General features: G+C 61.2%; 17 protein-coding genes and 3 pseudogenes. 10 read left to right on the forward strand and 10 right to left on the reverse strand.

The window, feature by feature from the left end:
- Positions 1–6: 6 nt before the first annotated feature.
- Complete coding sequence (locus IP85_RS20810) at positions 7–387, forward strand: nuclear transport factor 2 family protein (protein WP_054151575.1); 381 nt, start codon at positions 7–9, stop codon at positions 385–387.
- A gap of 12 nt (positions 388–399) precedes the next feature.
- Here the strand turns inward: IP85_RS20810 and IP85_RS20815 are convergent, their stop codons facing one another.
- Positions 400–861, reverse strand: a complete 462-nt coding sequence (locus tag IP85_RS20815; RefSeq protein WP_054151576.1) for a heme-degrading domain-containing protein — start codon at positions 859–861, stop codon at positions 400–402.
- A 94-nt stretch (positions 862–955) separates the two neighbouring features.
- Here IP85_RS20815 and IP85_RS20820 point away from each other — a divergent pair, with 94 nt between their 5' ends.
- The 6 genes and pseudogenes from IP85_RS20820 to IP85_RS20845 form a co-directional block, all read left to right on the forward strand.
- A complete protein-coding gene (locus IP85_RS20820; protein ID WP_054151577.1) occupies positions 956–1,378 on the forward strand; it encodes a secondary thiamine-phosphate synthase enzyme YjbQ in 423 nt (140 codons plus the stop codon).
- Between the two features lie 162 nt (positions 1,379–1,540).
- On the forward strand, positions 1,541–1,900 hold the full coding sequence (locus IP85_RS20825; protein WP_197278038.1) for a hypothetical protein: 360 nt from the start codon (positions 1,541–1,543) through the stop codon (positions 1,898–1,900).
- A gap of 409 nt (positions 1,901–2,309) precedes the next feature.
- Positions 2,310–2,612, forward strand: coding sequence for a hypothetical protein (locus IP85_RS20830; RefSeq protein ID WP_054151579.1), 303 nt, complete (start codon positions 2,310–2,312; stop codon positions 2,610–2,612).
- Between the two features lie 3 nt (positions 2,613–2,615).
- Positions 2,616–2,960, forward strand: a complete 345-nt coding sequence (locus IP85_RS20835) for an ATPase inhibitor subunit zeta (RefSeq protein WP_236759293.1) — start codon at positions 2,616–2,618, stop codon at positions 2,958–2,960.
- Between the two features lie 116 nt (positions 2,961–3,076).
- Positions 3,077–3,439, forward strand: coding sequence for a hypothetical protein (locus IP85_RS20840; protein ID WP_054151580.1), 363 nt, complete (start codon positions 3,077–3,079; stop codon positions 3,437–3,439).
- Positions 3,440–3,562: 123 nt separating this feature from the next.
- Positions 3,563–3,915: pseudogene (locus tag IP85_RS20845) on the forward strand (helix-turn-helix domain-containing protein); the annotation flags it as partial.
- A 141-nt stretch (positions 3,916–4,056) separates the two neighbouring features.
- Here IP85_RS20845 and IP85_RS20850 read toward each other — a convergent pair.
- Positions 4,057–4,497 (reverse strand): annotated as a pseudogene (locus tag IP85_RS20850) (ABC transporter ATP-binding protein); the annotation flags it as partial.
- Between IP85_RS20850 and IP85_RS22305 the strand changes: the two are divergent.
- Positions 4,486–4,674, forward strand: a pseudogene (locus IP85_RS22305) (cysteine hydrolase); the annotation flags it as partial. The pseudogenes IP85_RS20850 and IP85_RS22305 sit on opposite strands and share 12 nt — an antisense overlap.
- A gap of 95 nt (positions 4,675–4,769) precedes the next feature.
- Here IP85_RS22305 and ggt read toward each other — a convergent pair.
- The 6 genes from ggt to IP85_RS20880 form a co-directional block, all read right to left on the reverse strand.
- Positions 4,770–6,365: a gamma-glutamyltransferase gene (gene ggt / locus IP85_RS20855; RefSeq protein WP_054151582.1), complete on the reverse strand. Its 1,596-nt coding sequence runs from the start codon at positions 6,363–6,365 to the stop codon at positions 4,770–4,772.
- 37 nt (positions 6,366–6,402) lie between these two features.
- Positions 6,403–7,095: an ABC transporter permease gene (locus IP85_RS20860; RefSeq protein WP_082347862.1), complete on the reverse strand. Its 693-nt coding sequence runs from the start codon at positions 7,093–7,095 to the stop codon at positions 6,403–6,405.
- A complete protein-coding gene (locus IP85_RS20865) occupies positions 7,092–7,805 on the reverse strand; it encodes an ABC transporter permease subunit (protein WP_054151583.1) in 714 nt (237 codons plus the stop codon). Before IP85_RS20865 ends, IP85_RS20860 begins: the two co-directional genes overlap by 4 nt.
- 72 nt (positions 7,806–7,877) lie before the next feature.
- Complete coding sequence (locus tag IP85_RS20870) at positions 7,878–8,729, reverse strand: transporter substrate-binding domain-containing protein (RefSeq protein WP_054151584.1); 852 nt, start codon at positions 8,727–8,729, stop codon at positions 7,878–7,880.
- A gap of 93 nt (positions 8,730–8,822) precedes the next feature.
- Complete coding sequence (locus tag IP85_RS20875) at positions 8,823–9,497, reverse strand: GntR family transcriptional regulator (RefSeq protein ID WP_054151585.1); 675 nt, start codon at positions 9,495–9,497, stop codon at positions 8,823–8,825.
- An 89-nt stretch (positions 9,498–9,586) separates the two neighbouring features.
- Entirely contained in the window at positions 9,587–10,447 is an 861-nt protein-coding gene (locus IP85_RS20880; protein ID WP_054151586.1) for a LysR family transcriptional regulator, read from the reverse strand.
- An 83-nt stretch (positions 10,448–10,530) separates the two neighbouring features.
- Between IP85_RS20880 and IP85_RS20885 the strand changes: the two genes are divergently transcribed.
- The gene (locus IP85_RS20885; RefSeq protein ID WP_054151587.1) at positions 10,531–11,529 is read left to right on the forward strand and encodes a bile acid:sodium symporter family protein; all 999 of its coding nucleotides are present in this window, start codon (positions 10,531–10,533) and stop codon (positions 11,527–11,529) included.
- 58 nt (positions 11,530–11,587) lie between these two features.
- On the opposite strand, the gene IP85_RS20890 is transcribed toward IP85_RS20885, so the two are convergent.
- Positions 11,588–12,355 carry a coniferyl-alcohol dehydrogenase gene (locus IP85_RS20890; RefSeq protein WP_054151588.1) on the reverse strand — a complete coding sequence of 256 codons (768 nt, stop codon included), beginning with the start codon at positions 12,353–12,355 and terminating at the stop codon, positions 11,588–11,590.
- A gap of 87 nt (positions 12,356–12,442) precedes the next feature.
- Positions 12,443–13,915 carry a benzaldehyde dehydrogenase gene (locus tag IP85_RS20895; protein ID WP_054151589.1) on the reverse strand — a complete coding sequence of 491 codons (1,473 nt, stop codon included), beginning with the start codon at positions 13,913–13,915 and terminating at the stop codon, positions 12,443–12,445.
- Positions 13,916–14,241: 326 nt separating this feature from the next.
- On the opposite strand from IP85_RS20895, the gene IP85_RS20900 reads away from it, so the two are divergent.
- A complete protein-coding gene (locus IP85_RS20900; RefSeq protein WP_082347863.1) occupies positions 14,242–16,026 on the forward strand; it encodes a sigma-54-dependent Fis family transcriptional regulator in 1,785 nt (594 codons plus the stop codon).
- The last annotated feature ends 10 nt before the right edge of the window (positions 16,027–16,036 follow it).

Genomic DNA, 16,036 nt, shown 5'->3' on the forward strand with positions numbered 1-16,036 from the left:
AGGCCCATGTCCCTGAAAGAACAGACACTTGCCGTTATTGACGCCCTCAATCGGCATGACTTCGATCGGCTTCTCGCAATGTTCGAAGAGGAGGCGGTGCTCGATCTGCCGGATGGCATCCGGGTGATCGGCCACGCGTCCTTCCGGGACACGCTGGCGGCCTATGTTCTGCGCCATGGCATCACGCTTTCCGATCATATGGTGATGACGGATGCCGCGGGCTTTCGCGTTGCGGTGGAATGCACGCTGAACGGCTCGGACCGCCGCGACGCCGATGGCGGGGTGAACGGCGACGAGGGCCCCTATGCCCTGCCAGCCGTCCTCGTGCTTGAACGCGAGAGCGATCTGTTCCTGCGGCTCAGCCTCTATGCGGGAACGCGCCCTTAAGCGAGGCTCTCTTCAGCCGGTGCCGAGATAGGCTTCCAAGACCGTCACGATCATCGCATGGTCCTCTTCCGACTTCAGACCGGAAACGGTGATTGCGGCGACGACGCCGGTGCCTTCCACCCGGACCGGAAAGCTGCCGCCGTGATCGGCATAGTCCATGGGATCCAGGCCGATCTCCGCCGATACAATGCGGCCACGGGCGCGATTGAGCTCGCCGACCCGAAGCGATGCCTTGTGCATGCGCAGCGTCACATTGCTCTTGCGGCGTGCCCAATTATCATTGTCCGGCGAGGCGCCAGGCAGGGCGGCGTGAAACAGCGTGCGGTCGGGCGTTCGGATGTCGATGACCACCGGCGCCTTCTGCGACAGGGCCAAGTCTACGATGCGCTGGCCGACATCGAGCGCCACCCTTTCATCGAAGCTCTTGAAAACGAGCAGGCTTTCCTGTCTTTCGATGGTTTCGATCAGGCTCATCTCGGTGCTCCTCCGTTTGTCGGCGCGAGACTATAGAGGGTGGTCCGGATAGGCTAGGGGCCGACGTCGGTTCTCCCCGCCGAAGCACGAAAGGATGGGCATGACCATACAGAGACTGATGATCGCCACGCGCGGGCAGGGCCTTTACGAGTTCACTGAGGCGGTGCATTCGTTCCTTGCTGACTGCGGCCTGGAAGAGGGCGTCATGACCGTCTTCGTGCGTCACACCTCCTGTTCGCTGCTGATCCAGGAGAATGCCGATCCCTCGGTGCAGTTGGATCTTAAGGCCTTTTTCCGCCGCCTCGTGCCACCGACGACGCATCCGTCGATGGACTACATCACTCATCGCGACGAAGGGCCGGATGATATGCCGGCGCATATCAAGGCGGCGCTTCTGCCGGTGTCGCTCTCCATCCCGTATTGCGACGGGCGCCTGCTACTCGGGACATGGCAGGGCATCTATCTCTTCGAACACCGCGACAACCCGCATCGGCGTGAGGTCGTCTTGCATGTCTGAGACGTCGGAGTGGCTCTGCCCCGCAAGGTGAACAGTCGCTGAATGACGGATTCGGACTGCATTCAGCCTGCCGAATCTATTCTCTCCTCAATCGCTCGAAACGGCGGGATGGAAACCAAGGCGCCAGGATGCGCCAGTCCTAGGAGAGAGAAAATGATCGGCATGCTTCGGAAAATCGGTCTCGCAGCCATCGTCTCGGTCATGGCGACCACTGGCCTTGCCAGCACGGCTTCGGCCGACAGCTTCGGCTGGGGCGTCTATATCGAAGGTCCACGCAATGGCGGCCCCGGCTGGGATCGCCCGGGGCACCGCCCGGATTGGGATCGTCCCGGTTGGGATCGGCCCCGTCGCGGTGAATGCCGTCCGCATCAGGCCGTGGAAAAGGCGCGCTGGAACGGTCTGCGCCGGGCCTTCGTCGCCGATGTCACGCCGCGGCGCGTGGTGGTCGCCGGTGTCCGTCACGGTGGTCGCGACCGGATGGTCTTCGCCAATGTCCGCGGCTGCCCGGTCATTCGCCACTGACGCCATGGCTGCGGAGCCGATTGGCTTTCGCCCGAACGCTTGAGCCTTGATCGCCCGCTGCCCGGGCCATGCAACAAGGGGCCAGACAAGACCCCGGCTGCATGGCCCGACTTTTTCATATCGGTTGATCCCGATGCCTTGAAGACGCCCGAATCGATTGCCATATCAGCATCAACCCGCTGGTCCGGGCCCCTCTGGCAAGAGCCTCCGGCGCTCTTGCGATGTCGGACCTTTTTCGACACCGCTGCCGGTCCAAGGACCACTCCATGAGACACCACCACTCCATCCTGATTTCACCGGGTCGTTTCCCGGCACATGACGCCGCTCATCCGCGCCCGGGCATGCCGAAGCCGCGCATTGCTCTGCCGAGCCCTCTTGCTCAGTCGTCGGCAAGGTCGGAGACCGCCCGATGATCGGCGAATGGATTGCAGCGCTGTTTGCCGCCTTCGTCATCGATCCTGTCGAGGCAGATATTCGCCAGAGGCTCGAGGAGATGCAGGCGCCCGTGCAGGTCGTCGCCCAGGTGGGTGACTGTCTTCGCACCACCGGTCCCATGCTTGTCGACCGCGCGAGCGGGGACCTGTGGTGGGCTGCCACGACGGCGATATCGGTGACAACCGGCCTTACAAGCCCGGCGGAATTGCTCGATGCCGACAACCCGGCTTGCGCGCCCATTGCCGGCTATCTCATCTCCGCGGACGCGGAAGCCTGATTCATGACCGAGGAGGAAAATCGATCCATGCCGCTCACCATTGTTAAAGCCGCCGCCCAATCCGCTCACCCGCATGAAGAGGACGGGCTTGGCAGCATCCGTGCCCGGCGCAATCTGCTCGCCGGGTACTGGGCGGGCTCGCTGATCGGCTTTACCGGCGACGACCTCGGGCGCTACGCCCGGGATCTGCACGCCGTCGATCATGTCGTGGCAGGTGACAGCGACGTGATCGCGCGGTTGTCGCGGGATCTGGCGACCGCCGGACACCAGACCAGCAAGGCCGATATCGAGGCGGCGCTGCGCCGCTTTCATGCCCAGGCACTGAAGGACACCGGCTGTACCGAATAGCAGCCGGCACTCTTCTTACACTGATCCTCCGATCTTGCGTTGTGTCCGGCGCAAGACGCGCTACACTCCCCTTGTCACCATAGACGGGCTTTGGGAGGAGCAAATCAATGAGACGCATGTGGCCGGAGGAGTTCAGTTCGTTGCTCGACGGTGCGGAGGAGGTCACGCTGACCAGTCCCGCCCGAACCCGTGAGGACGGCTCGCACAGCGAAGCGATCCGTCGTCAGGCCCTCAAGGTGCGCCTGACGCAGGCCGACTTCGAGCGCATCTGGCCACTTGCGGAAGCGCGCTATCGCCTGCAGGGCCAATATGCCGGCAAGGCGATCACACTCATCGTCAACAATCCCCACTACAGCCAGTGGCATCCCGCAGACGGCGGTGAAGTCGATAGCGTCTCCGACAGTGGTCGCAGCTATTCGACGCGTCATTTCATCGTGCATTTCCTGCTCGACGATGTGCGGGAGACGGCAGACGCCTGAGGACGTCCCTGGCTGATGGGAGATTTGGTGGGCCCTGAGGGCCTGCCGAATCTAGATGATTTCAACCTGTTATGTGTGCATGGGCAAATTTCAGGTGTGAGGAAAATCAGTGGCTTAATGAATATGGCGGCTGATCTGAAGCCCATCCGATCAGAAGTGGATTACGACGCAGCTCTTGCCGAAGTCGAAACCTTGTGGGGAGCAAAAGCTGGCACCCCAGAAGGAGCTGGTTGGATATTCTGGCGACCCTCATCGACGCCTACGAAGCAAAGATTTATCCTATGGATCCCCCCGATCCGGTGGAAGCAATCCGGTTTCGGATGGAGCAGCAAGGTTTGACCCGAAAGGATCTCCAACCGATGATTGGACCGCGTAACCGTGTAGCAGATGTCCTGAACCGCAAGCGAAGCCTGTCGATCGACATGATCCGCAAACTTCACGCTCGATTGGGTATTTCTGCAGAAGTCCTGATCAAGCTGAGTAGGTGGCAAGGTCGCCTGAGCGGGTTCTGTTTCGCCAACGGTTTCTTCTCGGCGTGGACCAACACATCAGTCACACTGACTGACGTGTAGGAAGCCGGGAAGGGCCCATGTGATGATGGGCGTCGCCCTTGCTGCTCAAGGCAGCTGTACGAAATGCCCCTTGCTGACTTCGCGGTACTCGCGGCGGGGCGGTGTATAGCCGGTTGGCCGAACCGGGCTTTTCAATTCGTCGATGGCCGCGCTGCGCCTCAGGCCACGGCGCTCGGGATCGGGAACCGGCACGGCTGCCAACAGCTTTTTTGTGTAGTCATGCTGCGGGTTGTCGAAGATCGCGGCGCGGGGGCCGATCTCGACGATTTCGCCTAGATACATGACGGCAACCCGGTGGCTGATCCGCTCGACCACAGCCATGTCATGGCTAATGAACAGGAAGGCGAGATTGAATTCTTCCTGCAGGTCCATCAGCAAGTTGCACACCTGCGCCTTGATCGAGACATCAAGCGCCGACACGCTTTCGTCGGCCACGATGACTTTCGGATTAAGCGATAGAGCGCGGGCGATCGCGATGCGCTGGCGCGTGCCGCATCCGACCTCGGCTATGACGTGACTGTCGTCCATGATGCCATCGCAACCCGTGATCTGGAGCTTGGCGGCGGGACGGTCTCCGCAGCCGACGTCCATGCGTCTTTCATGGCGGCGCTTGCATTTGCCTATACGAATGTCGTGAGCGCGGATGAGTATCTCAACAGCTGAAACATGATGAACAAGGCCGGGGAGTTCCCCGTCCTTGTGGTATTCTGCGGTCCGTTGCGGATGACGACATTTGGTATGAGATGGCCTGCGGGCTCTCAATAGCCCAGAGCAATCCCATCCTTGCGGGGTTCAGATGCGCCCAACAGGGTGCCATTCTCCCAATCGATCCGCACGACCTGCGCGCCGCCGATCGGATCTTCAGCCGGCACGATCTCGAAGCCACGGCGGGTCAGCTCGGCCTTGGTCTCCGAGGGAACGGTATGCTCGGCCTCGACGCGCGGGACCTTGCCGCCAACCGGGATCAGGCGCGGCAGGTCGATCGCATCCTGCATGTCCATGTCGTAGTCGACCACCTTCGAAATCAGATGGGCATGGCCCATGGCCTGGTAGTAGCCGCCCATGACGCCGAAGGACATTTCCGTGCGGCCGTCGCGTGTCACCATGCCGGGAATTATGGTGTGCAGCGGACGCTTTTCCGGCGCGATCATGTTGGGATGACCGCGCTTCAGCGAAAAACTCTGGCCGCGATTGTGGAGGATGACGCCCGAGCCCGGCGCGACGAGGCCGGTGCCGAAGCTGTCGAAGATCGAATTGATGAAGCTGACCGCATTGCGGTCTTCGTCGACGATTGAGATGTAGACGGTGTCGCGATGGAGCGGCATCTCGAAATCAGGCAGTTCGGTCAGTGCCCGGGTCAGGTCTATCTTTTCGGCCAGTCCCCGCGCGAAGTCGGCCGAAAGGAGTTCATCGATTGGCACATTTGCCTTGGCCGGATCGGCGATCCAGGCGTCGCGCGCGGCATAGGCGAGGCGGGTAGCCTCGATTTCCAGATGCAGCCGGTCGGGTGACTGGGGGGCGAGCGAATTGTCGAAGCAGGAAAGGATATTGAGGATTAGCAGCGCGATGATGCCCTGGCCGTTCGGCGGGCATTCGTGCACGGTGTAGCCGCGGAAGTCGGTCGTCACAGGGTTCACGTATTCGCCCTGGGCTGCCGCAAAATCCTCCAGGGTGTGGAGGCCGCCATGGGCGTTGAGATGCGCCACCATGTCTTCGGCGACGGATCCCTTGTAGAAGCCGTCGCGGCCTTCGGCGGCAATCTTGCGGAGCGTTGCGGCAAGCTTCGGCTGGCGGTGCGTTTCTCCGATGCGCGGTGCGCGGCCGCCGGGTAAGAAGATCTCGGCTGCTGCCTTGTCTGCGGCGAGAAGCTTCTCTTCTTTCTTCCAGTCGCGATGGACGCGCGGCGAAATGGCATAGCCCTCTTCGGCATAGCGAATGGCGGGTGCAAGAACCTCGGCGAAGGATAAGCGCCCGTGGTCGGCATGCAGTCGGGTCCAGGCGTCAATGGCGCCGGGGATGGTGACGGCGGATGGGGACTGGCGCGGGACTTCGGTCAAGCCGCGCTCTTCGAACCAGTCGATCGTCAGCGCTTTCGGCGTGCGGCCGGAGCCGTTGTAGGCGATGACCTCTGCGCCGCCTTTCGGAGCGTACAACGCAAAACAATCGCCACCGATGCCGGTTGAGCCCGGTTCGACCACGCATTGCACGGCGCAGGCCGCAATCGCTGCATCCATGGCATTGCCACCGGCCTGCAGAATGTTGATGGCCGTTAATGTGGCATAGGGGTGGGAGGTCGCGGCCATGGCCTTGGCCGAGACGGCCACCGATCGCGTCGGTTTCTCGAAATTGCGCATCCTTGTCAGTCTCCTCGTATTCTCTCGTGCCACGACTTCAGCCGCGGGATCTGTATGGTGTCATGCGGATCTCCAGGAAGGCTAGTGCCCGGACGATCAGGAAGTTGATGAAAAGATAGATGGCGCCAGCCGCAATGAACACTTCGATTGCACGGTAGCTCTGTGAAATGAGCCCCTGGGCAATGCCGGTCACCTCCATCAACGTGATGATCGAGGCAAGCGAAGTGCCCTTCACCATCAGGATGATTTCATTGCCATAGGCAGGGATCGCCTGACGCAGCGCGATCGGCAGGATCACGAGGCGAAGGGTGAGGACGCGGGACATGCCGAGTGCCTGGGCGGCTTCGCCGAGGCCACGCGGGACGTTCTTGATTGCGCCGCGCAGGATCTCGCTGCCATAGGCTGCGGTGTTCAGAGTGAGGGCAAGGATGGCGCACCAATAGGGTTCGCGAAACAGACCCCAGAGACCAATGGCCTGCAGCGAGGGGCGGAACTGACCGAGCCCGTAATAGATCAGGAAGATCTGGACGAGCAGGGGTGTGCCGCGAAAGACGGCGACGAAGGTTCTGATGGGCCAGACGACGAACCGGTGTTCGCCTTGCTGGGCGAGTGCCAGTAGAAGCGCCAGGACGAAGCCGAGCAGGATCGAGGTGCCGGCCAATTGAAGTGTCAAAGGCACGCCCGATAGAAGCTTCGGTATGATTTCGAGGAAGAAGCCGATGTCGATCATCGATGCATGATCCCCCGGGATGTGCGTGTCTCGGCGGCGCGGAAGACCTGGCCGGTAATGCCGGCGATGACGAAGTAGAGGCCGGCGGCGGCGAGATAGAACAGGAAGGGTTCACGCGTCGAGCCGGCACCGATTTGTGCCTGACGCATGAGTTCGACGAGACCGATGACGGAGATCAGGGCGGAATCCTTGAGCACCAGTTGCCAGACATTGCTCAGGCCCGGGATCGCATGGCGCAAGAGTTGTGGGATGATGACGAGGCGCAGCATCTGCAAGCGCGACAGGGCCAAGGCTTTCGCGGCGTCGAACTGTCCGCGTTCGACAGCCTGATAGGCGCCGCGATAGACCTCGGCCTGGTAGGCGCCGGAGATGATGCCGATCGCGATGACACCTGTTGCAAGCGAGGGCAGACCGACGAAGCCTTCGGAACCGAAGCTCTTGGCGATCGCGGTGAGGGCAACGCTGCCGCCATAGTAGAAGAGGTAGATCGTCAGCAGATCCGGAATGCCACGAAAGACGGTGCCATAGGCTTCGGCAAGGGATCTCGGGATACGTTTCGCCGATAGAGCGCCGCTGGCGCCAAGCGCGCCAAAGACGGCTCCAAGCAGAAAGCCCAGCACCGACAGCAGCAGGGTCATGGCGGCTGCGCCGAGAAGTGCCGCACCCCAGCCACCTTCGGCGAAACCGAGCAGATGCAGTTTTTCAAGCATGCGGGCGAACCCCTTTATGTCACTCCTGCGGCCGGAATTGCGAGAACTCCGGCTGCAGTCGGTCCGCCTTGGTTACTTGACCGGGGTGACGTCGGTGCCGACCCATTTCTCGGAGATGCGCTTGATGGTGCCATCTGCAATCGCGGAGTCGATCGCCGCATTCAGCATGTCCTTCAACTTGGTGTCTTCCTTGCGCAAACCAGCGCCGGTGCCGAGGCCGAAAACGCCGCCGACGAAGCCCGGGCCAGCGATCGTGTAGTCGCCAAATTCCGGCTTGGCGAGCGTGGCGGCCAGTGCCGTCTGCTGGGCAAAGAGCGCGTCGATGCGGCCCGCAGAAAGGTCAAGATCGTGCTGTTCGGTGGTCTTGTATTCGCGGATCTCGACGATGTCGCCGAAGTACTTCTTAACGAAGTCGAGGTTGGTGGTGGCAGCCTGCACACCGACGATCTTGCCCTGAAGCAGCGGCTTCAGCTTGTCGATGGCCGCGATCGCCGCAGCTTCATCCTCCAGCTTGAACTTTTCGGCGGAGATGCCGAACTTGCCGAGATCGCTGTCCCTGGCGACCGCAAAGCCTGAGGGATCGACGGCGTAAGGCTGGGTGAAGTCGATGGTTTCCAGGCGCTTCGGCGTGATGAACATGCTCGCCATGATGACATCGAACTTGCCAACGGTGAGCGAGGGAATGAGGCCGTCCCAATCCTGGGCGACGATCTCGCAGGTGATCTTCATGCGGGCGCAAAGATCGTTTGCCAACTCGACTTCGAGGCCGTCGAGCTTGCCGTCCGCCGTGGTGAAGTTCCAGGGTGCGTATGCGCCTTCGGTCGCGATCTTGATCGGTTTCTGCGCATCCTGGGCCAGAACCGGCTGGGCGAGTGCAAGTGTAGTCAAGACAGCCGTAAGCGCTGCCATGCGATGGATCGTCATGACTTTTCCTCTTCGTTAATGTGCCGTGGATAACGGCGGTTCCCCGTCCGCGCCGGATGTTCCCCCGGCTACGGACATATCTTCAGGCTGGGCTCAAGGCCGCCCGGGACTGGCGTAATCGGCAAGCATGGATGCCGTTTCGATGATGTGTTCTTGCATGACCGCCTCGGCATGGCGGGCATCACCAGACCGCAGCGCGTCAATCAGCCTCTGGTGCTCCTCACGGGCCGAGAGCGGCTTGTCGACATAGTCGAACCAGATGCGCATGTAGGGCTCGATCGCCACATGCAGCGCGGTAATCTGTCGGATCAACTTCGGGCGACCACTCAGATTATAGATGAGCGCGTGGAATTCCTGATGGCGCAGGACCCAGTCGCTGCTGCCCGACTGTCCGGCGCGTTCCATGCGCTCCAGCAGCCGATCCAGTTCCTCGAATGTCTCCGAATTCATGCGCGGTGTCGCGAGACGAACGGCAAGGCCTTCAAGCACGGAGCGAATTTCGAAGGTTTCATGGATTTCGTCGAGCGTCAGTCCGGCGACGATGCAACCGCGATTGGGGCGCAGCGTCACCAAACCATCAGCCGCAAGCCGCCGAAAGGCCTCGCGAACCGGCATGCGGCTCATGCCGATCTCAGCTGCGATCTCTTCAGGGATCAGTCGCTCGCCCGGCTTGTAGCGACCGACACGCAGGGCGCGTTGCAGGTGGAGATAGGCCTCCTGCTCGGCCGTCGAGGCAAGATGCGCCGTGGCGGTGGTCGATATCGGCACGTTTGGCTCACTGGATTTTTGTATCCACTTATCCAAACATCACGCTTGAGAGCCGTCAAGCGCTTTTTGATCAAAAGCTGACGAGGGCCTCAGCGGGCGGGGTGGAGGCCGTTTGCCACCCTTTCCCGGACGAGGCGGGTGAAGGCCGCGATCGTGTTTCGGTCTGCGCCGGGAGACGCCACAAGGATGAATTCGACATCCTCGATCGTTGGCAGGGCGGACGGCGGAAGTTCCCGCAGTCCCGATGGAGCAAGGTTGCGCGGTTGCACGAGTACGCCCATTCCGGCTCGCGCTGCAGCGGTTAGGCCGCTCAGGCTCTGGCAGGAACAGACGATCCGCCAGGGTTGCCCGGCGCGTTCCAGCGCCTCCATCAGGAGTGTTCTTGTGAGGCTCGGTGGTGGGAACACGATCAGCGGCAGGATGGGTTTTGCAAGGACTGCTTCCGGATCGTGGGCAAGCCAGACAAGCGGTTCGCGCAGGATCGCCTCGCCCCGGCGATCGCCCAGGCGACGCTTGGCAAAGACTAGATCAAGGTCGCCCTTGTCCCGCATGTCGGCGAGATCCTTGGAGAGCGCCACCGTAAGGTGGAGCTCGACGGCGGGATAATCGGCAATGAAGTCCTGCAGGAGTGCCGGAAGCTGGCCGGAGACCAGATCTTCGGAGATGCCGAGCCGCAATCGGCCTCGCGGCCGGGCAGACTCGAAGAGGGACGCCGTCTGCCGTTCGAGCGATAGAAGTTGACGGGCATGCGGAAGAAGGGCTTCGCCGTCGGCCGTCAGGCGCACGCCGTGGGTGTCGCGGTCAAGCAGGCGCCGGCCGAGTACCTCTTCGAGGCGCTGCAGGTGCTGGCTGACGGTCGATTGTCGCAAACCGAGTTTCTGGCTGGCAAGGGTGAAGCTGCCAAGCTGGGCTATGGACACGAAACTGCGCAAGTGAACGAGATCGAGCATATCACGTTTTCCGATGACTGTTATTTCTTGCATCGGATTTAACGATAACTAGTCTCAAGACTCTGTCCAGCTGGATCCCTCAGATGAAACGCTTTCTTCCCGATACCTTTACCCTGCTGCTCATAGCCATGGTCGTGCTTGCGACGTTATTGCCGATTTCCGGCAAGCCTGCGGAATGGTTTGGGCTAGCGACCAGTTTGGCGATTGCGCTGCTTTTCTTCCTGCATGGCGCACGCCTTTCGACCGATGTGGTCGTCGCGGGCTTCCTGCACTGGCGGCTCCAGAGCTTCATTCTCGCGGTCACCTTCGTGGTCTTTCCGCTGCTCGGTCTCTTGATGGGGTTCCTATCGCCGTGGTTGATCCCGCCGGCGCTCTATCTTGGCCTTCTCTATGTCTGCGTTTTGCCATCGACAGTGCAATCCTCCATCGCCTTCACATCGATCGCCGGAGGCAATGTGCCGGCCGCGATCTGTGCTGCTTCTGCGTCAAACATTCTAGGCATGTTCCTGACGCCGGCGCTTGTTGCGGTACTCTTTTCAGCGGGAGGTCATGTCGGGGTGTCGCTGGACATGATCTGGAAGATCATGCTGCAACTGTTTCTACCCTTCGTCCTTGGCCAGTTGTTGCAGCCCTTCATCGGCAACTGGATCCGGGCGCGCAAGTCCCTGCTTGCGCCCGTCGATCGCGGTTCGATCCTGATGGTCGTCTATCTCGCCTTCTCCAATGCCGTAATCGAGGGCATCTGGACTGAATTCTCCACCGCGGACCTGGCCTTGGTGATCGGTCTCGATGTCGCCCTGCTTGTCGCCGTGCTGTTGATTACGGCGTTCGGATCGAAGCTGTTCGGCTTCAGCCGGGAGGACCGGATCACCGCGATCTTCTGTGGCTCGAAGAAAAGTCTGGCAAGTGGTGTGCCGATGGCCGGCGTCATCTTCGCCGGCCAGTCGGTTGGCGCAATCGTGCTGCCGCTGATGCTCTTTCACCAGATCCAGTTGATGCTCTGTGCGTGGCTGGCGCGGCGGTTCATCCTTGAAGCGCCGGAGCCGGTGCTCACGTCCTCTCAGCAGACGCCTGGAAAATAGGTTCAGCAGCCGGTCCGGTCAGGCTTCCTTCGGCAAAGAGCCAGATGAAACCCGGCGATCAGGTGTAGGTTGCTGCAAGACCGCCATCGATCGGCAGGTTCACCCCATTCACCCACCGGGCATCTTCCGAGCAGAGGAAGAGTACGGGCCCTGCGATTTCATCGGCCAGCGCCGGGCGTTTCATCCGGTGGGAGTCTGCCTGGACACGTTCCTGGCCAAGCATGGTCACGAAGTCGCCGAGGATCGGGGTGAACACGGGACCGGGGGCCACCGAATTCATCCTGATGTCGTGCTCCATGAACAGGGCCTGGCTGCGCTTCATGGTCCAGACGATCAGGGCCTCCTTGAAATACTGGTAGCAGGTTTCCTGCGCGACCGGGTTCGCTGCAAGCCAGGCTTGGCCTTCGGCGAAGCTCTTGGTGTCGGCGAGCACCTTATGCTGCTCGATGCGCTTTGGCCATTCTGCACCGAGGATCGAGGCGAAGTTGACGATGGAGGAACCTTTTGGCATGCGCTCGATCAAGGCTTCGGTCAAATGCCGAAGACCGAGATAGTTGACACGGGCCACGAGGTCTTTGTCGGCGGTGCCGGGAACGCCCGCAGCATTGACGAGCGCGTCGATGCGGGCGGGGAACTGGGCAAGCACTGCGTCGATGGCGGCCGGATCGGCGAGATCGATCTTGATGAAGCCGTCGAGTGTCAGCATGGCGTCGTTGCGATCGACACCGATGACGGTTGCGCCGCGAAAGCGGGCGAGGCGGGCGACTTCACCGCCGATGCCCGAAGAGACGCCTGTGATGACAATTGTTTTTCCTGCAAGGGTCATGGTCTTGTTCCCTGGGTTTTGTGTGGATGAAATCCGTCCGCCATCAAGGCGGACGGTGATCCGATGCTCGGTTGGGGAGCGAGGTGATCAGAACGGATAGGGTGTCGCGGTCTTTTTCACCGAGACCCACTGCCACTGGGTGAACTCTTCGATGTCTGCCGGGCCGCCGACACGGGTGCCGTTGCCGGACTTTCCTCGACCGCCGAAGGGCGCATAGGGACCGCCATTGACCGTCTGGTCGTTGATGTGGAGCTGTCCGACATTCAACTCGTCTCCGACGGCCATGGCGCGTCCGAGATTGTTCGAGATGACGCCAGCCGCCAGCCCATAGTCCGATCGATTGGCGAGCTCTACCGCTTCCTCATCCGTCTTGAACGAGACGATGCAGGCGACAGGCCCGAAGATCTCTTCCTCAAAGGCCAGCATGCCCGGCTTGACGTCCGAGAGCACGGTTGCGGCATAGAAGCGACCGTCATGGGTGCCACCGGCGAGCAGCTTCGCCCCCTTAGCCACGGCATCGTCAACGATCTTCTGGATCGCTTCGACCTGGCTGTCGGAGATGATCGGGCCGAGCGCCACCTGCTTGGTCGAGGGATCGCCGGCTGGCAGGTGTTGTGCCTTGCTGACAAGCCGCTCGGTGATAGCAGTCTCGATCTTTTCATCAACCAGGATCAGCCCGGTTGCCATGCAGATCTGGCCCTGGTGCAGGAAGGTGCCCCAGGCGGCATTGGAGGCTGCCACATCAAGATCGGCGTCATCGAGAATGACGAGTGCATTCTTGCCGCCGAGTTCGAGCTGGACGCGCTTGAGGTGACGGCCGCAGATCTCACCCACTTTGGAGCCACCACGTGCCGAGCCGGTGAAGGAGACCATGGCAATGTTCGGATCGCTGCAGAGGGCTTCACCGGCATCCGCGCCACCAGGCACGACATGCAGGACGCCCTTGGGAAGGCCAGCCTCTTCGAAGATGCGGGCGATGATGATGCCGCCGGAGATCGGCGTTCGCGGATCCGGCTTGTGCACCACAGTATTTCCAAGCGCGATTGCAGCCGCGATCGAGCGTACGGACAGAACGAGCGGGAAATTGAACGGAGAGATCACGCCGACCACGCCATGCGGCACGCGCCGGGCATAGTTGGTCCGATCATCCATGCCAGGCAAAAACATGCCGGACGGCTGGGTTGCCAGCGATGCGGCATGGCGGATGAAGAGTGCGCCGTGTTCGATCTCGATCATCGCTTTCGGATGGATGGAGCCGGATTCCTGCATGATCCAGGCCGCCAGTTCCTGACCGTTTTGCTCCAAAAGGTCAGCGGCACGATTGAGGATCGCCGCACGCTCAGCCGGCAAGGTCTTGGCCCATGCCTTCTGTGCGGCTTTGGCCTGTTTTGCCGCGCGGGCGACATCGGCCGGGCCGCAGAGGCCGACGGCTGCCAGGACATTGCCATTGGCGGGATCGGTCACATTGAGCGTTCCTGCCATGGTCTCCTGCCACTCGGAGATATAGGCCAGCCCGCCCCAGCGAGCGGTGTCCAGAAAATTGGGCGCGTGCACATTCATTGGTTCAGGGCCTCCAGTTCCCTTGGTTGGGGAGGTCCGCGCACAGCTTCGCCGTCATGAGGTCGGCCCGTGTTGAGCCGCTCATCCCATCTCAGCTGATCGATGCGTCCTCCGTACCACCTCCTCAAGTGGCTCGAACAAGTCATCGCAAGGGATGTGCCAGTTGCTGCCTTGGCAGTTGCATGTCACTTCTGGGCTTCGAAAAATCTCGAAACTACAATGGAATAGCTGGCATTCATTCGAAATTGCTTCCAGCGTCGACTTGGATTGCAGATTTCATCAAATGGTGAAATCATGGAAAAAACCTGAAAACGCATGAAGCCGATATGACCCCTACCAAACCGCCTAAGCTCGTTTCTCTGGCCGATGTGTCGAAGTCGACGGGCAAGATGTTGTCCAAGGGGGCGTTCAGCGAGCTCGATACAGGTGCCTCGCCGACACTGTCGGAACTGACCGAGGCACTGCATTTTGCCTTGGGCGACGGCCGGATCTGGCTCAACGACCAGCGCATGGTTCTGATGCAGAGCCAGGTTCTCGGTCGATTGCGTCAGGAGATCATCGAGGCCTTCGGCATGGAGGCGGCAAAAGGCATCTTCATGCGTGTTGGCTACATGCAGGGCGTCCGGGATGCCGAGCTGATCCTGAAACGCTTTCCGCATCAGGATCTCACTCATGCTCTCGCCGCAGGACCGCGCGTCCATACCTTGGAGGGTTTCGTCAAGGTCGAGACCAAGCAGTTCGAATTCGACAGCGATAAGGGACGCTATTTCGGCGAGTTCTATTGGTACGATTCCTCCGAAGCGGGCGAACACATCGTTCATCATGGTCTGGCAAGCGAGCCCGTCTGCTGGATGCAGACCGGCTATCCCAGCGGCTACACCAGCACGCTCTTCGGCCGGCCTGTGATTTTTCGCGAGATGGAGTGCTCGGGCATGGGGGCGTCACGCTGTTATGTCGTTGGCCAGAACGCCGAAGAATGGGGAGAGGACGCACCCGAACGAGCGTATCTCGGCCTCGAATGGCCACGATCGCGGCGCACTTCGCGCAGCCGCTCGGAGAAAACGCAACGAAGCGGTGATCCCGCCTCGGCGAACCCGACGGCGAGCACCGGTGGCGACCCGGTCGTGGGCGTTTCCGCCAGTTTCCTGCGTGCGCGGCTGATGGTGGAGAAGGTGGCCGACACGGAGGCTACGGTTCTGCTGGTCGGGGAATCCGGTGTCGGCAAAGAACTGTTTTCCCAGCAGTTGCATCGGCTTAGCCAGCGCTCGACCAAGCCGTTTGTCGCACTCAACTGCGCGGCCATTCCCGACACATTGGTAGAATCGGAACTCTTTGGCGTCGAGAGGGGCGCTTTTACCGGCGCTGTAGCGTCCCGACCGGGCTATTTCGAGCGCGCGGCGGGCGGAACGCTCTTCCTCGACGAGATCGCATCACTGGCGTATGCCGCGCAGGGCAAGTTGCTTCGTGCCATCCAGGAGCGGGTCATCGAGCGTGTCGGCGGTTTGAAAACGGTGGCGGCGGATGTCAGGATTATCGCCGCCTCGAACGTCGATCTAGCCGACGAGGTGCGGACGGGGCGCTTCCGCCAGGACCTCTATTTCCGTCTTTGCGTCTTCCCGATTTCCATTCCGCCGCTTCGCGAGCGGCGGGACGACATTCCCCTGCTCGTCGACCATTTCCTGCGTCTGTTCCGCGAGCGGCACCGCCGCCAAGTGGTAGGCCTGACCCGCCGCGCCATGGATGCGCTGCTCGCCTATGATTTTCCGGGCAATATCCGCGAACTGCAAAATCTGATCGAGCGCGGCGTGATCTTTGCCGATCCGGGCGGGTTTATCGATCTGCAGCACATATTCACAGCCAATGAACCACTGGCCCCGTCCCATCCGTCGCTGACACGTGAAGGACGCTTGACCTATGGCCAGGTCACCCTGTCACCTGCAGCAGTCACTCCGGATTTTCTGCAATCTTCTTCACACATCAAAGCGGCCGAGCTCGATCTCTACCGTCAAGCCCTCACCACCCATCGTGGCAATGTCTCTGCCGCCGCCCGCAGCCTTGGCATCTCGCGTGCGAAGCTCGAGTACCGACTCCGAAAGAACGGCCTCCACTAAAGCGCCGGCC

It is taken from the genome of Rhizobium sp. AAP116, from assembly GCF_001295785.1.
Classification (GTDB): domain Bacteria; phylum Pseudomonadota; class Alphaproteobacteria; order Rhizobiales; family Rhizobiaceae; genus Allorhizobium.

Bases quoted from the DNA above. Each gene is read 5' to 3' on its own strand.
- IP85_RS20810 (WP_054151575.1), top strand. From the start codon at position 7: ATGTCCCTGAAAGAACAGACACTTGCCGTTATTGACGCCCTCAATCGG.
- IP85_RS20815 (WP_054151576.1), bottom strand. From the start codon at position 861: ATGAGCCTGATCGAAACCATCGAAAGACAGGAAAGCCTGCTCGTTTTC.
- IP85_RS20820 (WP_054151577.1), top strand. From the start codon at position 956: ATGGGCATGACCATACAGAGACTGATGATCGCCACGCGCGGGCAGGGC.
- IP85_RS20825 (WP_197278038.1), top strand. From the start codon at position 1,541: ATGCTTCGGAAAATCGGTCTCGCAGCCATCGTCTCGGTCATGGCGACC.
- IP85_RS20830 (WP_054151579.1), top strand. From the start codon at position 2,310: ATGATCGGCGAATGGATTGCAGCGCTGTTTGCCGCCTTCGTCATCGAT.
- IP85_RS20835 (WP_236759293.1), top strand. From the start codon at position 2,616: ATGACCGAGGAGGAAAATCGATCCATGCCGCTCACCATTGTTAAAGCC.
- IP85_RS20840 (WP_054151580.1), top strand. From the start codon at position 3,077: ATGTGGCCGGAGGAGTTCAGTTCGTTGCTCGACGGTGCGGAGGAGGTC.
- ggt (WP_054151582.1), bottom strand. From the start codon at position 6,365: ATGCGCAATTTCGAGAAACCGACGCGATCGGTGGCCGTCTCGGCCAAG.
- IP85_RS20860 (WP_082347862.1), bottom strand. From the start codon at position 7,095: ATGATCGACATCGGCTTCTTCCTCGAAATCATACCGAAGCTTCTATCG.
- IP85_RS20865 (WP_054151583.1), bottom strand. From the start codon at position 7,805: ATGCTTGAAAAACTGCATCTGCTCGGTTTCGCCGAAGGTGGCTGGGGT.
- IP85_RS20870 (WP_054151584.1), bottom strand. From the start codon at position 8,729: ATGACGATCCATCGCATGGCAGCGCTTACGGCTGTCTTGACTACACTT.
- IP85_RS20880 (WP_054151586.1), bottom strand. From the start codon at position 10,447: ATGCTCGATCTCGTTCACTTGCGCAGTTTCGTGTCCATAGCCCAGCTT.
- IP85_RS20885 (WP_054151587.1), top strand. From the start codon at position 10,531: ATGAAACGCTTTCTTCCCGATACCTTTACCCTGCTGCTCATAGCCATG.
- IP85_RS20890 (WP_054151588.1), bottom strand. From the start codon at position 12,355: ATGACCCTTGCAGGAAAAACAATTGTCATCACAGGCGTCTCTTCGGGC.
- IP85_RS20895 (WP_054151589.1), bottom strand. From the start codon at position 13,915: ATGAATGTGCACGCGCCCAATTTTCTGGACACCGCTCGCTGGGGCGGG.
- IP85_RS20900 (WP_082347863.1), top strand. From the start codon at position 14,242: ATGACCCCTACCAAACCGCCTAAGCTCGTTTCTCTGGCCGATGTGTCG.